18 protein-coding genes and 3 tRNA genes are annotated in these 19,450 nt (G+C 60.6%); 10 read left to right on the forward strand and 11 right to left on the reverse strand.

Translation table 11 applies throughout. The features are described from left to right. Positions 1-98: 98 nt before the first annotated feature. From ACJ2A4_RS00150 to ACJ2A4_RS00160, 3 genes are all read left to right on the forward strand, one after another. The gene (locus ACJ2A4_RS00150; RefSeq protein ID WP_408873127.1) at positions 99-689 is read left to right on the forward strand and encodes a DUF4142 domain-containing protein; all 591 of its coding nucleotides are present in this window, start codon (positions 99-101) and stop codon (positions 687-689) included. 28 nt (positions 690-717) lie between these two features. Then, on the forward strand, positions 718-1,278 hold the full coding sequence (locus ACJ2A4_RS00155; protein ID WP_408873128.1) for a cob(I)yrinic acid a,c-diamide adenosyltransferase: 561 nt from the start codon (positions 718-720) through the stop codon (positions 1,276-1,278). Between the two features lie 228 nt (positions 1,279-1,506). Further along, on the forward strand, positions 1,507-2,064 hold the full coding sequence (locus tag ACJ2A4_RS00160; RefSeq protein WP_408873129.1) for a hypothetical protein: 558 nt from the start codon (positions 1,507-1,509) through the stop codon (positions 2,062-2,064). A gap of 18 nt (positions 2,065-2,082) precedes the next feature. Here ACJ2A4_RS00160 and ACJ2A4_RS00165 read toward each other — a convergent pair whose 3' ends face one another. After that, positions 2,083-3,966: an OPT family oligopeptide transporter gene (locus ACJ2A4_RS00165; RefSeq protein ID WP_408873130.1), complete on the reverse strand. Its 1,884-nt coding sequence runs from the start codon at positions 3,964-3,966 to the stop codon at positions 2,083-2,085. A gap of 133 nt (positions 3,967-4,099) precedes the next feature. Continuing rightward, positions 4,100-4,693 carry a hypothetical protein gene (locus ACJ2A4_RS00170; RefSeq protein WP_408873131.1) on the reverse strand — a complete coding sequence of 198 codons (594 nt, stop codon included), beginning with the start codon at positions 4,691-4,693 and terminating at the stop codon, positions 4,100-4,102. Between the two features lie 102 nt (positions 4,694-4,795). Between ACJ2A4_RS00170 and ispH the strand changes: the two genes are divergently transcribed. The 4 genes from ispH (at position 4,796) to ACJ2A4_RS00190 (ending at position 7,395) form a co-directional block, all read left to right on the forward strand. Continuing rightward, entirely contained in the window at positions 4,796-5,806 is a 1,011-nt protein-coding gene (gene ispH, locus ACJ2A4_RS00175) for a 4-hydroxy-3-methylbut-2-enyl diphosphate reductase (RefSeq protein ID WP_194258886.1), read from the forward strand. A 6-nt stretch (positions 5,807-5,812) separates the two neighbouring features. Then, positions 5,813-6,763: a homoserine kinase gene (locus ACJ2A4_RS00180; RefSeq protein ID WP_408873132.1), complete on the forward strand. Its 951-nt coding sequence runs from the start codon at positions 5,813-5,815 to the stop codon at positions 6,761-6,763. Further along, complete coding sequence (gene rnhA / locus ACJ2A4_RS00185; protein ID WP_408873133.1) at positions 6,756-7,208, forward strand: ribonuclease HI; 453 nt, start codon at positions 6,756-6,758, stop codon at positions 7,206-7,208. The genes ACJ2A4_RS00180 and rnhA overlap by 8 nt, the downstream gene beginning before the upstream one ends. A 111-nt stretch (positions 7,209-7,319) precedes the next feature. After that, positions 7,320-7,395: transfer RNA gene (locus tag ACJ2A4_RS00190), tRNA-Asn, on the forward strand. A gap of 66 nt (positions 7,396-7,461) precedes the next feature. On the opposite strand, the gene ACJ2A4_RS00195 is transcribed toward ACJ2A4_RS00190, so the two are convergent. Then, positions 7,462-8,688, reverse strand: a complete 1,227-nt coding sequence (locus tag ACJ2A4_RS00195; protein WP_408873134.1) for an MFS transporter — start codon at positions 8,686-8,688, stop codon at positions 7,462-7,464. Between the two features lie 80 nt (positions 8,689-8,768). Here ACJ2A4_RS00195 and gpt point away from each other — a divergent pair, with 80 nt between their 5' ends. The 3 genes from gpt (at position 8,769) to ACJ2A4_RS00210 (ending at position 9,487) form a co-directional block, all read left to right on the forward strand. After that, the gene (gene gpt / locus ACJ2A4_RS00200; RefSeq protein ID WP_408874056.1) at positions 8,769-9,266 is read left to right on the forward strand and encodes a xanthine phosphoribosyltransferase; all 498 of its coding nucleotides are present in this window, start codon (positions 8,769-8,771) and stop codon (positions 9,264-9,266) included. A gap of 49 nt (positions 9,267-9,315) precedes the next feature. Then, a tRNA-Pro gene (locus tag ACJ2A4_RS00205) sits at positions 9,316-9,392 on the forward strand. A gap of 18 nt (positions 9,393-9,410) precedes the next feature. Continuing rightward, positions 9,411-9,487: transfer RNA gene (locus tag ACJ2A4_RS00210), tRNA-Arg, on the forward strand. A 41-nt stretch (positions 9,488-9,528) separates the two neighbouring features. On the opposite strand, the gene ACJ2A4_RS00215 is transcribed toward ACJ2A4_RS00210, so the two are convergent. From ACJ2A4_RS00215 to ftsZ, 8 genes are all read right to left on the reverse strand, one after another. Then, the gene (locus ACJ2A4_RS00215; RefSeq protein WP_408873135.1) at positions 9,529-9,939 is read right to left on the reverse strand and encodes an Ivy family c-type lysozyme inhibitor; all 411 of its coding nucleotides are present in this window, start codon (positions 9,937-9,939) and stop codon (positions 9,529-9,531) included. Between the two features lie 10 nt (positions 9,940-9,949). After that, positions 9,950-10,522, reverse strand: a complete 573-nt coding sequence (locus tag ACJ2A4_RS00220) for an isochorismatase family protein (RefSeq protein WP_408873136.1) — start codon at positions 10,520-10,522, stop codon at positions 9,950-9,952. Positions 10,523-10,558: 36 nt separating this feature from the next. Next, positions 10,559-11,908 (reverse strand): hemolysin family protein, encoded by a 1,350-nt coding sequence (locus tag ACJ2A4_RS00225; protein ID WP_408873137.1) that lies wholly within the window; start codon positions 11,906-11,908, stop codon positions 10,559-10,561. 70 nt (positions 11,909-11,978) lie between these two features. Continuing rightward, the gene (gene ligA / locus ACJ2A4_RS00230) at positions 11,979-14,030 is read right to left on the reverse strand and encodes an NAD-dependent DNA ligase LigA (RefSeq protein ID WP_408873138.1); all 2,052 of its coding nucleotides are present in this window, start codon (positions 14,028-14,030) and stop codon (positions 11,979-11,981) included. After that, positions 14,027-15,745 (reverse strand): DNA repair protein RecN, encoded by a 1,719-nt coding sequence (gene recN, locus ACJ2A4_RS00235; RefSeq protein ID WP_408873139.1) that lies wholly within the window; start codon positions 15,743-15,745, stop codon positions 14,027-14,029. The genes ligA and recN overlap by 4 nt, the downstream gene beginning before the upstream one ends. A gap of 45 nt (positions 15,746-15,790) precedes the next feature. After that, positions 15,791-16,690 carry an outer membrane protein assembly factor BamD gene (locus ACJ2A4_RS00240; protein WP_408873140.1) on the reverse strand — a complete coding sequence of 300 codons (900 nt, stop codon included), beginning with the start codon at positions 16,688-16,690 and terminating at the stop codon, positions 15,791-15,793. A 68-nt stretch (positions 16,691-16,758) separates the two neighbouring features. Beyond that, positions 16,759-17,790, reverse strand: a complete 1,032-nt coding sequence (gene lpxC, locus ACJ2A4_RS00245) for a UDP-3-O-acyl-N-acetylglucosamine deacetylase (protein ID WP_408873141.1) — start codon at positions 17,788-17,790, stop codon at positions 16,759-16,761. A gap of 115 nt (positions 17,791-17,905) precedes the next feature. Next, complete coding sequence (gene ftsZ, locus ACJ2A4_RS00250) at positions 17,906-19,444, reverse strand: cell division protein FtsZ (RefSeq protein WP_408873142.1); 1,539 nt, start codon at positions 19,442-19,444, stop codon at positions 17,906-17,908. Between the last annotated feature and the right edge of the window lie 6 nt (positions 19,445-19,450).

Consider the following 19,450-nt stretch of genomic DNA (forward strand, 5'->3'; position numbering starts at 1 on the left):
GTTGTCTGAACAGCGAATGAGAGACTGTCATGAGTGGAATGTCAGTCTGTCGCGGCCTGTCCTTCGCAGGGGAGGCGCGTTTGAAAAAGGAAGCTTCAATGACCGTTTCATATGTCCGCCTGTGCCTGTCCGCCGGCCTTCTCGCCGGGCTGGCAGCCTGTAACGCTCCCGACGCGCCGCCGGCTCCTGCTCTGCCGAGCGTTGCGTCCACCTACAAGCTGACCACGGCGGATGCGACATTCATCCAGCAGGTCGATGAAATGGATCAGACGCAGATCGCCATCGCAACGCTTGCAGCCACCCACAGCAACAGCGACGTCATCAAGGCATTCGCGACGACGGTTCAGGGCGACCACACGACGAACCAGAAGGCCGTTGCCAAGATCGCATCGGACGCCAACCTGACGGTTGCGGCCAAGATTGACGCAGCCGATCAGGAGCATGTCGATTCGTTTTCCCATCTGTATGGTGCCGCATATGACCGCATGTTCCTGCGGGATGTCGTGAGCGTCCGTACTGCGGATCTGGACAAGGCCATCACGACGGCCAAGGCCTCCGGTGGCACGCCCGATATCAAAACCCTTGCTTCGGATACGGACAAGCTGCTGACCGATCACACTTCGCGTGCTCATGACCTGATGGGAGATCGCACGATCCGCCATCACGCAAAGCACAAGAGAAACCGCTGAGCATAACGTAAGGAAAGACGGAACAGGCATGAGCATCCGGATCGACAGGATCGTAACCCGTGGCGGTGATGCGGGACAGACGTCGCTGGGGGACGGGACGCGTGTGTCCAAGTCCTCACCCCGTATTGAAGCCATGGGGACTGTCGATGAACTCAATGCCCAGCTGGGTATTCTGTGTTGTTACATGGCACAGGATACCCGGACGACTGCTCTTGCGGATGAAATCCGGCAGATCCAGTCCTGTCTGTTCGATCTTGGAGCGGATCTGTGTCTGCCGGATCCTGAACGCTCTCCCAGCCTGACTTCGGAAGCCAGCACATGGCTTGAGGTCCGGCTGGAAGACATGCGCCAGCACCAGCAGGATCTCCGGAGCTTTGTCCTGCCGGGTGGAAGTCTCGTTGCAGCACAGGCCCATCTTGTCAGGACGGTTGCGCGCCGGGCGGAACGCCGGGTGGCCGTGCTGGAACATGCGCCGGCAGAGGCCCTGCGCTTTCTGAACAGACTGTCTGATTACTTCTTTGTTCTTGCCCGTCACGCCAATAATGATGGTGAAACGGATATTCTCTGGTCTCCGGGTCGCTGGCATTAGCAGAAAATATAGGTATCGGCTTATTGTTCTGGTGACAGAATGCGCCTGAAGTGCTAGAAGTCCGTCCTCAGAACGCTGGAGTTTCTCCAGACGAGTTCGATTTTCCATATCCTTGTCAGGACATGTCACTGCTGAGTGGACCAGGGTCCGGTCAGCTTTTCTGCCTTTTGGCAGGCCTGTCGTGCAGGGAAGAAATCTATAAATATCATATTGGTTGAAGAATACAGAATGCACGACGAGCATCAGGTTAACGAAGAAGACAAGCTGCGACAGGCTTTGGCCCGTCTGGGAGCCGGGGCTTCCTCCCGTTCTTCCAAAGCGCGGCCTGTAACGGCCACTCCGGAACGTCGCCGTCGCTTTGTCCGTGATGGACAGGTTGTTGTCGAACATCAGGGAAGTCGGGGAATTGCTGCCCGCGCGCCCAGTCAGGAAGACCAGGAAGAAATCGAGCGCCTGCGCCAGTCGGTCAAGCGCGAGCAGCGTCGCTGGGAAGAAGCCGAGCGGAGCCTCGTGGAAGTCCGGTCCCAACTCAAGGCGTTTGAAACACGCGAAGCCCACGCGAAGATCCAGATCAGTGAACTGAACCGCGAACTTCGCGAAAATCAGGACGCCATCCAGACACTGAAGGCTTCCCTGCATCAGGCGCGTGAACAGGCTGCCGAGGCTGCACGTCGTGCGCCCCGTCCTGTCGGGCGTCCCCGCAAGGAGGCTGCTCCTGAGGTTGCCGAGATGGCAGAAGCCGATGCTTCCGAGCAGGAGCCAGTGCAGTGGTGGGTGAAGGCCTGATGACAGGCCTTCACTTTATTATTGTGACTGTCTGACCTGGCGTCCGAACCAGAGCAGGACGCCGCAGAAGACCGCCCAGCCGAGCCCTGCATTCAGCAGGGCCGGTATGGGAAGGGCCAGAGTATCGGCGCTTCCCGTGGCACCTGCCATTGCTGCCAGCGCCACGCCGATCAGGCTTTCTCCGACGATGAAGCCTGAGGCGATCATCGTTCCCTGTTCCTTGGGGAAACGACGCAGCAGCCATCCAAGCCCCGCACCAATTCCGATCGTGACCGAGACATCTGCCGGAAGGTAGATGCCCATACCGACGGCCAGCGGCGGAAGCGCCAGATTGCGGCGATGTAGTACGATATCCAGCACGACCAGAACTACGCCGATGGCAGCGCCGATTTCCAGCATTAGCCAGTCGAGCTGATGGGTCAGAATGCCGGTTGCGATAGCGGCCATCAGGGCAGGCTGGGGTGCGGCGAGCGCCCGTGTGGGGTCCATATCCGCGCGAGGTACTGCTCCTACGAAGCCGTAAGCCTGATACAGGACCTGAAGAACCCAGGGGACAACGATCGCGCCGACGGCACAACCGATCAGGAGGGCGACTTCCTGCTTCCAGGGAGCCGCACCGACGAGCTGACCGGTCTTGAGATCCTGAAGATTGTCATTGGATACGGCTGCCGAGGCCGTGATAGCGGACAGGACGAAGAGACCGAAAGCAATGGCAATCGGGCGCTGTTCAACCGTGAGCAGTCCACCGCTTTCCAGTCCCCATAAGGCAACGGAAATCACGATGATGGCGATGATTCCGACGCCGGAAATGGGCGAGGAGGATGAGCCGATGATGCCGGCCATGTAACCGCAGGCGCTGGCGACCAGAAAGCCCAGCCCGAAGCAGGCAATTAGACCCAGGATGACAAGGGCAAACAGAGCGCCACCATGGGACATGACGGGCCACAGGAAAAAGGTGAACAATCCTGCCAGCAGCACGGCGATGCCCGCGCACAGGCTGATTAGCGTGCGGGGTGTCAGGTCGCGGTCGCTGTCGTCGCCGGTGGCCTGATGGGTGATCGACAGGGCTTCCTTCAGACCCTGTGCCACCGGTTTGGCGAGCGCCAGCAGAGTCCAGATTGCTGCGACGGCAATAGCGCCTGCGCCGATGAAACGAACTTTGTGCAGCCAGAGACCGGTCGCGTCGGCCAGTGGGTTGGCAGTTGGAGCCACGTGGCCCAGAACGGGCACCATCACGCCCCAGGCCAGAAATACGCCGAGCAGCATCGCAATGCCTCCGCCAATGCCGACCAGATATCCGGTGCCAAGCAGGGCGAGGGAGAAACTGCCGCTCAGGCGGAAAGCGGATGATCCGACGACGGTGGCAGCGGAAAATCCGTCTGACAGGAGGCGTAAGCCTGACGTGGCAAATGCGATCGCGCCAGAGACGAGTGTGCCGAGCGTCAGGGATTTCAGGCTCTGGGCGTCGCCTTCGGGTGAGGAGGCGCGCAGGATTTCCGCACAGGCCGTGCCCTCGGGATAGGGCAGGTCGGAGTTGCTGACGAGGGCCCGTCGCAGCGGAATGGTGAAGACGACGCCCGTCATGCCACCGGCCATGGTGAGCAGGAGCGTTACGACATACGGAAACTCATGCCAGTACCCGACCATGATGAGGGCCGGGAACGCTGCAAAGACACAGGACAGGGTGCCCGCGGCTGAGGCCTGCGTCTGGACCATGTTGTTTTCCAGCATCGTGCCGCCGCCCATCAGGCGCAGGACGGCCATCGAGATGATCGTTGCTGGAATGGATGAACCGAATGTCAGGCCGATTTTCAGGCCCAGATAGACGTTTGCTGCCGTAAACACGACCGTGATGAGGGCTCCGAGAATAATCCCGCGGAGGGTCAGTTCGCGACTGTCCATGTGTTTCTGTTCCGAAATGATGGCCGGTACGGAACATTCCGCCCTGTTCGCATGCCGGGCTGTTCATGCGGCAACCATTTTGATGTAACGGATTGCCGCCTGTATCTGAGGCCACTCGGGCCTGGCGTTCTGTTTACTGGGTATGACTGTGGAAGGCGACTGGCGCGAGATGCTCGCGGTTGTAACCCAGTTCTCCATGTGTCAGCTGGTAGCCGATCTCGAGCGTGTAGGGATTTTCCTGCGTCATATTGTCGGTCGCAGGAAGATCGATCAGCCGCAGGTTTGTCCGGACGGACTGCGTGCTGACATTGGCCGGGAAGCGGAAGCTGTCGGTGAAGACCTTCTTGTCCACGATCTTGCCGTCCCGCATGATGACGATGAAATACGGCACGTCGATCGTGCTGCTGGTCGCAGCCGGACCACGGGTCAGGTTCATCGCAAGGCTCAGGCGCGTGCGGACCGTCTGATGACCATGCGGGCCGTCCGGACCCCGTTCACAGTCTCCTGAAAGGGAGGCGATCTGGGCATGGCTGACGAGACTGCCGATATCCGCGCTCTTGCCGTCATAGACGAACTGGTCCGCGGCCGAACCCGGAATATCGAGCGCCGGGCAGGCAGGTGCGAAGAAACTCGGGTTGGATTCGTCGCAGCCGGCCAGACTCGAAAGCGCCACAAGGGCAAAAGCCGGAGCAAACAGGGGCGAGGCGAGGCGCCGGATGGCTGGCATCAGCTGAAGAAACTCCCAACAAAGCGGCCCGGACGTTGCGACGAGAGGCAATCCGGTCGATACTGGTCCTACATATCGAACTCCGCCCGCTTGGGGAACACCATGTCAGAACAGACGACTTTCGCTCCTTCCCGCACCGACGGTGTGGAAGCCCATAAAACCCTTCGTGTCCTGCTCGCCGGTCCGCGTGGATTCTGTGCCGGTGTGGACCGTGCCATCCGTGTCGTGGAAGAGGCCCTGCGCCGTTATGGCGCTCCGGTCTATGTCCGCCACGAGATCGTCCATAACCGGACTGTCGTTGAAGGACTGGAAGCCAAGGGCGCCATTTTCGTCGAGGAACTGGATGAAGTTCCCGAAGACGGACATGTCGTTTTCTCGGCCCATGGCGTTCCCAAGGCGGTTCCGGCAGAGGCACAGCGCCGCAACCTGCTGTATCTGGATGCGACCTGCCCGCTGGTCTCGAAGGTACATCGCGAAGCAGAGCGCCATTTCGCAGGTGGTGGTCCGGACCAGCGTCACATCCTGATGATCGGTCATGCCGGCCATCCGGAAGTCGTGGGCACGATGGGCCAGCTTCCGCCGGGCGCTGTCACGCTGATCAATGATGCGGAAGAAGCCCGTACAATTCAGCCGGAAGATCCGACGAAGCTCGCCTTCATCACGCAGACGACGCTTTCAGTTGATGATACGGCCGAGATCGTGGATATCCTGCGCTCGCGCTTCCCGCTGATCGAGGGGCCGAAGCGCGAGGACATCTGCTACGCCACGACCAACCGTCAGGAAGCCGTGAAGGCGATTGCGCCCGAGAGCGATCTGGTGATTGTCATCGGCTCTCCAAACTCCTCCAACTCGCAGCGTCTGCGGGAAGTCGCCGAGCGCTCCGGTGCACGTCGTGCCCTGCTGGTGCCGAAGCTTGAAAATCTCGACTGGAGCGTCCTCGAAGGCGTGGAGACGCTGGGCATCAGTGCCGGTGCGTCCGCTCCCGAGAGCCTTGTGCAGGAAATGGTGACGGCGCTTGCCGAGAAATACATGCTCAAGATCGAAGAGCGAATTGTCAAGGAAGAGAACATCAACTTCCGTCTGCCTGGCCCCCTGGCTGGCGAGGACGACTGATTTCTCATGGCCGTCTATACGGAACTGGCGGCCGAGACGCTTGAGGCGTTTCTTGGCACTTACGAGATCGGGACGCTGGTCTCGTTTCATGGCATCGCCGAGGGTGTCGAAAACAGTAATTTCCTCCTCCGCACCACGGAGGGGGATTTTATTCTCACGCTGTTTGAACGCCGCGTAAAAGCTGATGAGCTGCCGTGGTTTCTGGGGCTCATGCAGTATCTGGCGGGCAGAGGACTGAACTGCCCGCTGCCGGTTTCGGACCGGGACGGCAAGGCACTCCGGAGCCTCGCAGGCCGTCCGGCGGCGATCACGACTTTTCTGCCGGGTGTTTCGGCAACGCAGCTTGACGCCGGGCTGTGCCTGGAACTCGGCAAGGTTCTCGCCCAATTGCATCTCGCCGGTGAAGGCTATGAGGCGGTGCGTCCCAATGCGCTGTCTGCCTCGGCCTGGGGACCGCTTCTCGACAGTTGTGGTGAGAGCGGGGATGCGCTGGCGCCCGGTCTGACGGCGGAAGTGCGGGCAGCGCTTCAGAAAATCGAGGCTGCCTGGCCTGCGACGGATGACCTTCCGCGCGGGCAGATCCATGCCGACCTGTTTCCGGACAACGTGTTTTTCCAGAACGGTCAGGTCTCGGGGCTGATCGATTTCTATTTCGCCTGTACGGATTTTCTGGCCTACGATCTGGCGATCTGCCTGAATGCATGGTGTTTCCGGGACGAAAAGTTCTTCGAGCCGTCTTTTGCTGCAGCCATTCTGCAGGGCTACGAAAGCGTCCGGCCTCTCACTCAAGCAGAAAAATCGGCCCTTCCAGTGCTCTGTCAGGGGGCTGCAATCCGGTTTCTGCTGACCCGGCTGTATGACTGGATCAACACGCCGGCCAATGCGCTGGTTACCCGCAAGGATCCGCTGGCCTACCTGCTACGTCTGCGACATTTCGCGAGCATGAAGCATGTCTGAGGCGTCTTCGGCGCGGCCTCAGGTTGAAATCTGGACAGATGGGGGCTGCAAGCCCAATCCGGGCCCCGGTGGATGGGGAGCCCTTCTGGTCTGTCGCGGTCAGGAAAAAGAACTTCTGGGCGGCCATCCGGAGACCACCAACAACCGGATGGAACTGACGGCTGCGGCCGAAGCGCTGGAAGCCCTGAAGCGTCCCTGCATTGTGACACTGCATACGGACAGCGAATATCTGCGCAATGGCATTACACGCTGGCATACCGGCTGGGTGCGGCGGAAATGGCGTAATGCGGCAGGTGATCCCGTGGCCAACATGGATCTATGGGAGCGGATTCTGAATGCTGCGAAGGCGCATGAGATCGAATGGCTCTGGGTTAAAGGTCATTCGGGGGACGAAAACAACGAACGCGTGGATCAGCTTGCGACGCGGGGGCGGGAAGAGCTCTGAAAAAACGGCTGTTTTTCGCAGGTCTTTGAAGAGAAACGAAAAAATCTCTCGAAAAAGTTCATTTTGGGGGTTTACCGGCCCCGGCCATTTGGCTACATACCACCTCGCCGGTCCCGAATAGCTCAGTTGGTAGAGCAAGCGACTGTTAATCGCTGGGTCGTAGGTTCGAGTCCTACTTCGGGAGCCAGCCTTTTCAAGGTTGGTTCTGGCCGCAGAAAAAGCTCCCTCTTGGGAGCTTTTTGCGTTTCTGGACTTACTGCTCCTCCGGGAAAACGTCTTCCAGACGGTCCAGCGCCCACAGGCGCGGAAACAGGCGCACCCAGACGGCTGCGACCACGATGGTGCCAACGCCGCCAGCAATGACTGCGGCTTCCGGTCCGATGGCCGTTCCGAGCATCCCGCTTTCAAATTCGCCAAGCTGGTTGCTTGAACCGATGAACAGCGTGTTCACGGCCGAAACGCGACCCCGCATTGAATCCGGTGTGGCCAACTGGATAAGCGAAGAGCGGATCACCACACTGATGACGTCAGATGCGCCCAGAACCATCAGGGCAATGATGGAGAGCCAGACGATGTGGGAGGCTCCAAAAGTAATCGTTGCAACGCCAAAGACCACCACGGACACGAACATGATGAGGCCTGCGCGACCTTTCAGAGGATAGCGTGACAGCCCCCAGGACATCAGAAGGGCTCCTACGGCCGGAGCTGCACGCAGCATGCCCAGGCCGATCGGACCGACATGCAGGATACCGTCGGCATAGACCGGCAGCATGGCTGTGGCACCGCCCAGAAGCACGGCAAACAGGTCGAGCGTAATGGCTCCGAGAAGATCCCGGCGGCGGTTCAGGAAAGACAGGCCAGCGAAAACCGAGGCAAACGTAATCGGTTCCTTGGCGGGGACCGTATGAACCAGCCTGAGGGATAATGTGCCTCCGAAAGCGGCAGCAAACCCTGCGGTGGAGAGGTCGTAACAGACGACAGGCCCGATCCCGTAGAGCAGTCCGCCCAGACTGGGCCCGACGATCGAAGCCGTCATGAAGAGTGAAGAGAGCAGGGCCTGTGCGCGGGGTAACAGGGCAGGTGGTGCGATAGCGGGGAGAAAGGCCTGCTGGCAGGGCATCTCGAAGCTTCTCAGGACGCCGTAGAAGGCCGCGAATGTGTAAATGGCGCCTGTTGTCAGGGCATGGAATGCGGCTGCGAAAGCCAGTGCGCCTGTGGCCACGATTTCGCAGGCCTGACAGATCAGGACGATGGTTCGCCGGTTGAAGCGGTCCGCGACATGTCCGGCCACGAATGTCAGGGGGATCATGGGGAGGAACTGGGCGAGGCCCAGATAACCCAGAGATGCCACGTCATGCGTCAGGGCATAGATCTGCCATCCGATGGCGATTGTCATGGTCGTTGCGGAAAGCTGTGAGAAAATTCTTCCGACAATCAGGGACGGAAGGCCGGGGAGGGAGCGCAGGGCCGGATCAATCATTGCGGCACTTTAGGCATTTCCGTCTCTCAAGTTTATTGCAAAATTGCCAGACGGAAGGCAGAGGAAGACCATGACAGCCAATCAGAACTCCCCAAACCGTTCATTATGCGACCGTCACCTGGGACCAGCTCCATCGTGACGCCCGCCTTCTGGCCGCAACGCTCATGCAGAAACATGGTCCTTTCCGTGGAATCGTCGCCATTACCCGTGGTGGCCTGATCCCCGCCGCCATTCTGGGCCGCGAAATGGGCTGCCGCCTGATCGAAAGCGTCTCGGTCATCAGCTATGCCGGTGAGGAGGGCACCCAGCACGAGCCCAAGGTCGTCAAGCCGCCTGTGGCTGCTGGCGATGGTGAAGGCTTCCTGATCGTGGATGACCTTGTGGATTCGGGTGTGACTGCCCGTATCGTTCGCGAACTGCTGCCCAAGGCCGTGTTCGCCTGCCTTTATGCCAAACCTGATGGCAAACCCTTCACCGATCACTACGTAACGGAAGTTGCGCAGGACACCTGGGTGCTCTTTCCATGGGATACGGCGCCGCTTTTCGTGCCCCCCCTCGTACGAAGCGAAGGCGAATAAAAAAACCCTCTTGCCTCAACCGGTCAGACATCCTAGGTTCCGGCCGGTTCGGGGCGTGGCGCAGCCTGGTAGCGCGCTTGTTTTGGGTACAAGAGGCCCCCGGTTCGAGTCCGGGCGCCCCGACCAGTTAATGGCTTTACAGATGCGCCCTTAGCTCAGCTGGATAGAGCAACAGCCTTCTAAGCTGTGGGTCACTGGTTCGAATCCAGTAGGGCGCGCCATCTGCCTGACACGCCCAGCGCCAATCAATATTCCTTTAAATTCAGTTTGATGGATTATTGTCCTGATAGGCTTTCAGAAGAATTTTCTGCATGGCGGCATCAGGCGCGCCAAGAAAGTTCTGCCTGAGGGATGTTTCGTTCCGAATGCTCAGAAGACCCCACGCTGCCGAATGATCCTTGGCGAAAACCACTTCAAGCTGCTCTGCCGCGCAGTCATGGGGACGGCACATATGACCCAGAATGTAGTCTTTGCCATCAGCGCTGAAATTGCTGACCGGTACGGAAGTCGCGTGAGCCGTGGTGACCCATGATGGTAGGGTCAGCATGGCCTGATAGGCTTGGTGAAACCCATCTGTTCCGGCCAGTTCCGCTGTCGTTGGAGGTGTGGTTGCCAAAGCGGCATCACAGGTTGCCAGTGCTATGATTGTCAGGAGCAGTCTGGATATCCGCATTATTCTACCTTCAGTAGGCATCTACGCTTTTCAGCAGAACACCCTGTTTTTCAAGTTTTTCCAGCGCTGATCCGGGATCAGCTGCAATACCCCGGCACGCTTCAGGAACGAGGTCTGTGCGGTATCCGTAATGGCGGGCATCCAGCGCCGTCGCCGCAACGCAGTAATCGAGAGCCAGCCCACAGATAACCACATGTTCGACGCCGAGACCTCTTAATAACCCGTCCAGCCCGGTGGAAGTTGCGCGGTCGTTATCCAGAAATCCCGAATAGCTGTCCCGTTCCTGCAGCACGCCTTTGCGGATGATGTGCGTCACAGGAGCGGGTGTGAGTGCTTCTGGGAAAGCTGCTCCATGGGTGCCCGCGACGCAGTGAGGCGGCCAGGGGCCTCCCTGTGCGGTGAAGGAGCAGTGGTTGCGGGGGTGCCAGTCCTGAGTTGCGATGATAGCCCTGAATGGCCGTGTGGCAAGCGCGTTGACCTCGTCGAGAATGCGGTCGCCTTCCGGAACGGCAAGAGCACCGCCGGGTAGGAAATCGTTCTGGATATCAACAAGAATGAGAGCGGAGCGGCTGAGATCGATCATGTCCTGATCTAAGCAGGCTCCGTTAGCCGACGGAAGTCAGTTCAGGCGTGTGACCAGCAACTGGTTGATTCGGAAGCCTTCCACATCGACGACTTCGAACCGGAAGCCTGAAGACTGCACGCTGTCGGCCTTGCGGGCCATGCGGCGTAGGCGGTTCATGACGAAGCCGCCAACCGTATCAAAGTTCTGCGCATCGTCGAACATGGGGATGTCGAGTTCGCGAATGACGTCGCCGATGGGGGCGGCGCCGTCGATCAGCCAGGATTTGTCATCGCGGCGGACGATGGCCTGCTCTTCGAATGGGCTGACCAGACCGTCCATCAGCGCGCCCATGATGTCCTTGTAGGTAATAAGGCCGACAACCAGACCATATTCGTTGACGATCAGAGCAAAGCCGGCGGAGTGGGCTTCGAACTGGGCCAGTGTTTCCCAGAGATTGAGCGTGTCGGGCAGAGACAGAACATCCCGTCGCATCTTGAAAATCTGGCTGGCGACGGGGGCGAGGCCTGTGCTTTTGGGCTGCGGTTCGTCCACCACGGCCACAAGGACGTCTTCAGCGCGGATGGAGCCTATGACCTTGTCGAGGCCGCCATCGCACAGCGGATATCGCGAATACGGACGGACCCGGACCTTGTCGCGCTGGCTTTCCGGAGTTTCCTGCACGTCGAGGAACACGATCTCGTCGCGCGGTGTCATGGCAGAGGTGACGGACCGGTCCTGAAGGCCCAGCACGTTCTGGATCATCTGGTGCTCTTCTTCCAGAAGCACACCGGAGGCTGTGCCTGCTGCAAGAATGGCTCGCAGGTCTTCTGGCGTGACGGGCTCGACTGTTGCGGCGGCCGGGATTTTGAGGAGTTTGAGCAGCCAGTCGGAAATCTTTGAGAAGACCAATACCGCCGGATAGAGAACCTTGAGGGCGACGGCCGGGAACCAGCCGACCTTGAGCGCGATGCGGTCCGGCGCGTTCATGGCAATGCGCTTGGGCAGAAGGTCCGCGAACAGGACGAACAGGCCGGTGATCAGGATGAAGGAACAGGCCGAGCCCAGCTTGTCTGCCAGGGAAGGGGCCATTCCCAGAACGCGAAAGCCTTCGGCAATCGGGTCGCTCAGCATGGATTCGCTGATGATGCCGCCCAGGACGCCGACGGCGTTCAGGCAGATCTGAAGGACCGTGATGACCTGACCGCTGTTGCGTCGCAGCTTGAGGAAGGCAACGGCCCGTGGGTCTCCCGCTTCTGCCCGGGAGCGCAGACGCACATCGCGTGCCGCGGCAAAGGAAATTTCGGACAGCGAGATCAGCACGGAGACGCCGATCAGCGCGATCGTGGCGACAAGGCCCAGCAGGAGAAGAGCAATCTGGTGCTGGGAGGAAGGGGAGACTGACATGCGGGAGGCGTTATACCCTGAAAAAGTGGGATGTTACCAACTTTCTCACGCTTCCGGTTTTGCAGTTCTGTTACAGCCCCGCCAGCACGCGCCAGCCGCTTTCATCGACGGTCTCGATCCCGAGTTCGGCGGCTTTTTTAGCCTTGGATCCGGCTTTTTCGCCCAGAACCACCAGAGACGTCTTTTTGGATACGCTGTCCGTGACCTGCGCGCCCAGACGCTCGGCGATGGCCTTGGCTTCCGGGCGGGTCATGGTGGTCATCGTGCCGGTGAAGACAATGATCTTTCCGGAAAGATGCCCTTCCGACGGGGCTTCTTCGGGGATGATCTCCGTGAGCTCCGAGGCCAGATCGTCGAGCGTTTCGACGTTGTGGCTTTCGGAGAAGAAGGCGGAGAGTTCGTCGGCAATTGCGTCACCCACGCCCATGATTGCACCAAGGGCGGCCCGTTCCTCGGAGTCCGGACGGGCGGCCAGCATGGCGGCGCGCCAGTTCTCGAAGGTCTGATAGTGCCGTGCGAGGAGCTGGGCGTTGCGTTCTCCGATGCGCCGGATGCCGAGGCCGAAAATCAGCCGGGACAGATGGATAGTCCGCCGTTCGTCTATGGCACGAAGGAGATTGTCCACGGACAGTCTGCCCCAGCCGTCACGCTGGAGAAGGGCGTCTTCATGGGCACGCAGGCGGAAAATGTCGCCGGGCGTGCGGATATAGCCGGCATCGTGAAATTCACGGATGCTGCGCTCGCCAAGACCGTCGATGTCGAAAGCGTTGCGCGAGACCATGTGGATCAAACGCTCGACGACCTGTGCCTCGCAGGTCAGGCCGCCTGTGCAGCGGCGGACTGCCTCTCCGTGCACGCGTTCGGCGAGTGACCCGCAGACGGGACAGTGGTCGGGATAGACGAACGGTTCAGAGCGGGGTTCCTCGCTCGGGATGGGCCCAAGGATCTGTGGGATGACGTCGCCTGCGCGCTGGAGGCGGACCAGATCACCGACGCGCACGTCCTTGCGGGCGATCTCGTCTTCGTTGTGCAGGGTGGCGCGCGAGACGATAACGCCGCCGACATTGACGGGCTCAAGATGGGCGACCGGTGTCAGGGCGCCTGTCCGGCCGACCTGGATTTCGATCTCCCGCAGGCGCGTGATGGCCTGTTCGGCAGGGAACTTCCAGGCGATGGCCCAGCGTGGCGCGCGGCCGACGAAACCGAGGCGGTCCTGCAGGCTGATATCGTCCAGTTTGAAGACGATGCCGTCGATATCGTAATCCAGCTCCGAACGCTCACGGGCGAGTTTTTCGACATAGACCGGGATGTCGCGGGCATGGGCGATCATTTCGGACAGCGGATTGACCGTGAAGCCCCAGCTGCGGAGTTTTTCCAGATAGTCCCAGTGCGTGGCGGCTACCGGAGCTGACGTATAGCCCTGTGCGTAGGCAAACAGGGAAAGCGGACGGCTGCGTGTGATTTCCGCGTCCAGCTGGCGAAGAGAGCCGGCAGCGGCATTGCGGGGATTGGCGAAAGGCCGGGCGCCGCGGGCAACCTGCTGTTCGTTCAGGGCCAGAAAGCTGCTTTTGGACAGGAAGACTTCGCCGCGGATCTCGATCCGGTCGGGAGCGTCTGCCGGAAGGTCGTGTGGAATATCGTTCAGGGTGAGGAGGTTGGCGGTGACGTCCTCGCCTTCGATCCCGTCGCCACGTGTCGTGCCGCGCACGAAGCGGCCGTGTTCGTAAGTCAGGCTGATGGACAAGCCATCGATCTTGGGTTCGGCGACGAATTGAAGGGCCTGCAACCGCTCCTCGTCCAGTCCCAGAAAGCGTCCGACTTTCGAGACGAAGCCGTCGGAGCCTTCGGGGTCGAACACGTTGTCGAGGGACAGCATCGGCACGAGGTGACGATATTTCCCGAAAGCGGAATCGGGGGCCGCACCCACTCGGTGGCTGGCACCACCTTCGGTCCGGAGTTCCGGGTGAGCTTCCTCGAGGGCCAGAAGTTCGCGCCGGGCTGCGTCATAGACGGCATCGGACACTTCGGGTTCATCGCGTCCATGATAGGCCTCGTCCCACCGCGCGAGGTCTGCTTCGAGTGCGGCATGACGCTCGGCGGCGGATACAGGGGCAGTGGTCATGAAGGATGTCCCAGAAGACTGTCGGCAGCCCCGCGGGCTGCGTCTGTAATGGTGTCGCCCGCGAGCATCCGGGCGATTTCCTCGCGCCGGGCGTCGTGGGGGAGAGGCTCAGCCAGGGTTTCGGTGCGTTCGTTGCGGACACGCTTGGCGATCCGCAGGTGATGGTCGCCGCGCGCCGCAACCTGTGGGCTGTGGGTGACGACCAGAACCTGCACGTCCTGCGCGACCTTGTGCAGTCGGTCGCCAATGGAAGACGCGGTTGCGCCGCCGACACCGGAATCGACTTCATCAAAGACGAGCGTGCCGACGTCGGAGCGTTCCGCCAGAACCACTTTCAGGGCGAGCATCAGGCGTGAGAGCTCACCGCCGGACGCCACCTTGGCGAGAGGGCCGGGAGCCTGTCCGGGATTGGCGGCGATCAGGAAGGAGGCCTGCTCCATGCCCTGACTGTTCCAGTGGTCGGGCTCGAGCGGGAGGATCGAGACGATGAAGCGGGCACGTTCCAGCTTGACGGGGCGCAGTTCGGCGCTGACGGCTTTTTCGAGTTTCTCGGCGGCTTTTTTGCGTGCGGCAGAAAGGGCTCGTGCGGCGTCTTCGTATTCAAGACGGGCTTCGGTCAGAGCCGTTTCCAGACGGGCCAGTTCGGCGTTTCCGGAATCAAGCGCTGCCAGCCGTCTTTTCACCTCGATCAGAAAGCCGGGTAGTTCCGCGACGGAGACGTTGTGTTTGCGGGCCTCGGCACGGAGCGCGAAAAGGCGTTCTTCCGTTTCTTCCAGCAGACGCGGGTCGCCTTCCGTGTCTGCGGCAAGACGGCTTAGCAGCATTTCGGCTTCGGCCAGGGCCTCCTCGGCTTTTCCGAGCGCATCAAGTGCGTCCTGCGCCTGTGTCTGATGGCTGCCTGCGAGTGTGTCTGTATCCGTCGGTGCCGGCAGCAGCCGCGCCAAGGCACGGCTGGCGGAGCGCAGGGCGGCAGCGGGCGCGGAAGAACGGCGGTCGCGGGGGGTCAGTTCCGACAGCGCGGCGGCCACGGCTTCGCCGCGGCGTTCATCGTGTTGGAGACTGACGCGCATGGCGGCCAGTGCATCCTCTTCGCCTTCCTGCGGGGCCATGCGTTCAAGGTCATCGACCGTCTGACGCAGCCATTCTTCTTCGCGCGCCGCAGCCTCCATATCGGTGCGCGCAGCTTTTAAGGCAGCGCGGGCCGCTGCCCATTGGCGGAAGCTTCGTGCTGTTTTTTCCCGCAAAGTGGGGGTAATCCCGAAGGCGTCCAGCAGATCAAGATGGGTGCTCTGGTCCGCAAGCCCCATCTGTTCGTGCTGGCCCTGGATTTCCACGAGATAGGCACCGATACGCCGGAGCAGGCCGACGCCGACCGGCTGGTCGCAGATATAGGCGCGCGAGCGGGCATCGGGGGTGACGATGCGTCGCAGGACGACAGGATCCGACGGGTCCTCGCGGACGATGCCGTGTTCGTCGAGCAGAGCAAATACGGGGTGATCGGCGGCGATTTCAAAAATGGCCGACACGCTGGCCTGTGTGGCTCCGGAGCGCACGAGACCACCGCTGGCACGCTCTCCGAGGGCCAGGCCCAGACTGTCGAGCAGGATGGACTTGCCGGCACCGGTCTCGCCGGTCAGGACCGTCAGGCCGGGGGCGAGACCAAGATCGAGCTTTTCGATCAGAACAACGTCGCGGATCGAGAGATGTGTCAGCATGACAGCAATGTTGGGCGTGTGACGGCTCGTGTCAAAGGGACACGATCAGAAGACGCTGTGCCACATCCGCGAGAAGAATCCGCGATGGTCCCGCTGTCCCGGATGGACGACCGGCTTCTTGAGATCGCTCTTGAGCAGCTTGTTTTCCCGAAGATCATTATAGGCATAACGATACCACTGGCTGTCGGGATAGTTGTAGCCGAGAACGGCGGCCGTCTGGTGTGCCTGATCTTTCAGGCCGAGGGCCAGATAGACCTCGACCAGACGCTCAAGGGCCTCGGCGACGTGGTTGGTCGTCTGATAATCCTGCACGACGCGCTGGTAGCGGGTCATGGCAGCTTCGTAGTTACGCTGCTGCTGATACCAGCGGCCGACCAGCATTTCCTTGCCGGCAAGGTGGTCGCGGCACAGATCGATCTTCAGCTGGGCGTCACGGGCGTAGGATGTCTGCGGGAAGCGGGTGATGACTTCTTCCAGCGCGTCCAGGGCTTCAACCGTACCCTGCTGGTCGCGTTCCACGTTGGCGATCTGCTCGTAATAGCAAAGCGCGCGCAGATAGAAGGCATAGGCCGCGTCAGGGCTGGTCGGGTGCAGCTGGAGATAGCGTTCAAGCTGCTGCACCGAAAGCGCGTATTCGCCCTGAAGGTAGTAGGCATACCCTTCCATCAGCTCGGCATTACCCGTGAAGCCGGAATAGGGGTAGTTCTGCTGAAGCAGTTCGAACTCACCGCCAGCCAGTTCGTAATGACCGGTATGAAGGGCGTCGATGCCGTAATTATACAGGGTCTCGGCATCAGCGGTTTTGGGAATCGCGGGCTTTTCGTGCTTGTGCGAGAACATCGAGCAGCCGGAGAGCAGCAGAAATCCGCTGACAGCCGCAGCTCTCAGAATGAAACCACCATTCGTGACCGATGCTTCAAAATGACGCTGAGTGCTGCTTGTCATACCTGCTCTTCCCGTGGAAGCCTGTCTTATATCACGGGAATACGCTGACGAAAGACCTGCCATGCGTCTCAGGCGGCAACGCGCGCGCGCAGCGTCTTTGTCAGAGCCCTCGGGGAAGCGGCGGACACAAAACGCCAGTTGGCGGCATCAGAAAAAACCGTCCGCAGAAGTTTGTTGTTCAGCGTATGTCCGGATTTGTGACCAATAAATCCTGCCTGCATTCTGTGGCCCGCACAGTAGAGGTCTCCGATGGCATCGAGTAATTTGTGGCGTGCAAATTCACGCTCGATTTTCAGGCCAGCGGGGTTGAGGATGTTTTCACCGTCCACGACGACAGCGTTCTCCAGAGAGCCGCCACGCGCAAGACCAATACTCTGCAGATATTCGATATCCTGGCGATTGACGAACGTACGGCAGAACGCGACTTCCTCGGCAAAGCGCTGTTCATTCAGTTGCATGGCATAACGCTGGTTACCGATGGCCCGTGCCGCGAAGCTGAGGGAGATGGCCAGTGAAAGACCGCGCTGGGCAGGGCGCAGTTCCGCAAAGGCGCCGTTTTCACCTTCAACCCGGACATTACGCAGGATTTCGATGACCTGCCGGGGCGTCTCCAAGGTTTTACGGCCAGCGCAGCGGAGCAGAAACATGAATGCATCGGAAGCCCCATCCAGAACAGGCAGTTCCGGCCCGCTGACTGAAATCAGGACATTATCAATTTCGCAGGCATTCAGCGCAGCCATCAGATGCTCGATGGTCGCCACACGCAGAGCAGGATCGGCGTCACAGGCCACGACCGTTGAGAGACGGGTGTCCACGATATGGTCGTACAGGGCGGGGAAAGACGGAGAGCCAGCGACGTCCGAACGCTGGAACCTGACACCGGTATTGGCTGCTGCCGGGGAAAGAATCAGATCGACCGTCACACCGCTATGCAGGGCAATGCCCTGGCAGTGGATGGGATTGGCGAGGGTGGTCTGCAGGTTTTTCGAATTGCCGCGCTCGGAGCGAGTGACCGAGCCGTCAATGCCCGAAACCGTTTCCGGTGGTTTCGCATCAACGCCATGCGCCGTGTTGCCACCATGCGTGGGCGTAACCTGCATAAAACCTCCGAAAAATCTGTTCCCGGAGACTAGAAAACAGATACCGAGCCGCAATTCCAGTCAACGATTGTTGCCAGATATTACCCCCTCACCACGCGGGTAAGGGGGAAGCGGATCAGCGCCGCAGATAGGTGGGAATATCCAGGTTGGAATCGTCACCACCGCTGGAAGGCTGCTCCGGATGCTGCGGTGCCTGCTGCTGGTAACCCTCAGATGCGCTGGGTTCCGTCCGCTGGGCGGGCTGGGTCGGCTGCTGGGGCTGGGGAGGGCGGCTGCGGAATGCACCCGTGACCAGACCGAACAGGCTGCGCGGTGCCTCGGCCTGAGGCTGCGGAGCGTGGCGGGACGGATCAGAGAACAGGCCGGCACGTGGGGAAGGCTGATGCGCGCTGTCCTGTCGTGGCGGCTGCGCCTCGGTGCTGGCAGCAGGCCGTGCGGCCGGGGCTTCCGGCTGGGGCGGCTGGGGAGCCGTGTTCTGGGCCGGTGTCTGCTGGGGGTCGATCGCAAAATTCGGGCGCGGCGGGCCCCCAGCATAGGTCGAACCCGGCTGGAAAGAGGACGCTGCTGCGGGCCGGGAAGCCGAATTATCGCGTGCGGCAGGGGCGGCAGGATTGGACTGCTGGGCAGGCGCCTGACGCGGCTCGCTCGGAGCGGACGGGTCCTGACGCGGCTGGGTATCGATGCCGGTTGCCACGACGGACACGCGGACACGACCATTCAGCTTTTCGTCGATCAGTGCGCCGAAGATGATGTTGGCATCATCGGCGACTTCCTCACGGATGCGGTCTGCGGCAGCGTTGACTTCGTACAGCGTCAGGTCTTCGCCACCGGTGATGTTGATGAGAAGGCCACGTGCGCCAGCCATGGACGCATCTTCCAGCAGCGGGTTGGAAATCGCGCGCTCGGCTGCGAGCACGGCACGGTCTTCCGCATCTTCTTCGCTGGAGGCTTCGCCCGTTCCCATCATGGCCTTGCCCATCTCTTCCATCACGGCCTTGACGTCCGCGAAATCGAGATTGATGAGACCTGGAGAGACCATGAGGTCTGTAATGCCACGCACGCCCATGTTCAGGACGTTATCGGCCATCCGGAAGGCTTCGCGGAACGTCGTGTTCTGCGTTGCCGAATTGAACAGGTTCTGGTTCGGGATGACGATCAGCGTATCGACGTGCTTCTGCAGCTCAGCGATGCCGTTTTCTGCGGCGGTCGTACGGCGGCGTCCTTCGAAATTGAAGGGCTTGGAAACAACGCCGACCGTCAGGACGCCGCGCTCACGTGCCATGCGCGCGATGACCGGAGCCGCACCCGTACCCGTTCCGCCGCCCATGCCGGCCGTAATGAAGACCAGATTTGCGCCTTCGAGCTGACGGTCGATTTCCTGGGCCGCTTCTTCAGCCGCCTCACGGCCGATTTCCGGCTTTGCACCTGCACCAAGTCCACGCGTCAGATGCGGACCAAGCTGGACGCGGCGTTCGGCTTTTGAATGGGCAAGCTGCTGGGCGTCGGTGTTGGCAACGACGAATTCCACGCCCTTGAGTTCGGATGCGATCATGTTGTCGACGGCATTTGTACCGCCACCACCAACACCAATCACCGTAATGCGTGGCGCCAGCTCAACGTGGGAATTCGGAGTTGGAGTAAGGTTTAGTGTCATGATCTG

The sequence above is a fragment of the Gluconobacter roseus genome, from assembly GCF_046058915.1.
GTDB classification, from domain to species: domain Bacteria; phylum Pseudomonadota; class Alphaproteobacteria; order Acetobacterales; family Acetobacteraceae; genus Gluconobacter; species Gluconobacter roseus_A.

Excerpts from the sequence above, each read along its gene's own strand:
- ACJ2A4_RS00150 (WP_408873127.1), top strand. The coding sequence starts at position 99 with ATGACCGTTTCATATGTCCGCCTGTGCCTGTCCGCCGGCCTTCTCGCC.
- ACJ2A4_RS00155 (WP_408873128.1), top strand. The coding sequence starts at position 718 with ATGAGCATCCGGATCGACAGGATCGTAACCCGTGGCGGTGATGCGGGA.
- ACJ2A4_RS00160 (WP_408873129.1), top strand. The coding sequence starts at position 1,507 with ATGCACGACGAGCATCAGGTTAACGAAGAAGACAAGCTGCGACAGGCT.
- ACJ2A4_RS00165 (WP_408873130.1), bottom strand. The coding sequence starts at position 3,966 with ATGGACAGTCGCGAACTGACCCTCCGCGGGATTATTCTCGGAGCCCTC.
- ACJ2A4_RS00170 (WP_408873131.1), bottom strand. The coding sequence starts at position 4,693 with ATGCCAGCCATCCGGCGCCTCGCCTCGCCCCTGTTTGCTCCGGCTTTT.
- ispH (WP_194258886.1), top strand. The coding sequence starts at position 4,796 with ATGTCAGAACAGACGACTTTCGCTCCTTCCCGCACCGACGGTGTGGAA.
- ACJ2A4_RS00180 (WP_408873132.1), top strand. The coding sequence starts at position 5,813 with ATGGCCGTCTATACGGAACTGGCGGCCGAGACGCTTGAGGCGTTTCTT.
- rnhA (WP_408873133.1), top strand. The coding sequence starts at position 6,756 with ATGTCTGAGGCGTCTTCGGCGCGGCCTCAGGTTGAAATCTGGACAGAT.
- ACJ2A4_RS00195 (WP_408873134.1), bottom strand. The coding sequence starts at position 8,688 with ATGATTGATCCGGCCCTGCGCTCCCTCCCCGGCCTTCCGTCCCTGATT.
- ACJ2A4_RS00215 (WP_408873135.1), bottom strand. The coding sequence starts at position 9,939 with ATGCGGATATCCAGACTGCTCCTGACAATCATAGCACTGGCAACCTGT.
- ACJ2A4_RS00220 (WP_408873136.1), bottom strand. The coding sequence starts at position 10,522 with ATGATCGATCTCAGCCGCTCCGCTCTCATTCTTGTTGATATCCAGAAC.
- ACJ2A4_RS00225 (WP_408873137.1), bottom strand. The coding sequence starts at position 11,908 with ATGTCAGTCTCCCCTTCCTCCCAGCACCAGATTGCTCTTCTCCTGCTG.
- ligA (WP_408873138.1), bottom strand. The coding sequence starts at position 14,030 with ATGACCACTGCCCCTGTATCCGCCGCCGAGCGTCATGCCGCACTCGAA.
- recN (WP_408873139.1), bottom strand. The coding sequence starts at position 15,745 with ATGCTGACACATCTCTCGATCCGCGACGTTGTTCTGATCGAAAAGCTC.
- ACJ2A4_RS00240 (WP_408873140.1), bottom strand. The coding sequence starts at position 16,690 with ATGACAAGCAGCACTCAGCGTCATTTTGAAGCATCGGTCACGAATGGT.
- lpxC (WP_408873141.1), bottom strand. The coding sequence starts at position 17,790 with ATGCAGGTTACGCCCACGCATGGTGGCAACACGGCGCATGGCGTTGAT.
- ftsZ (WP_408873142.1), bottom strand. The coding sequence starts at position 19,444 with ATGACACTAAACCTTACTCCAACTCCGAATTCCCACGTTGAGCTGGCG.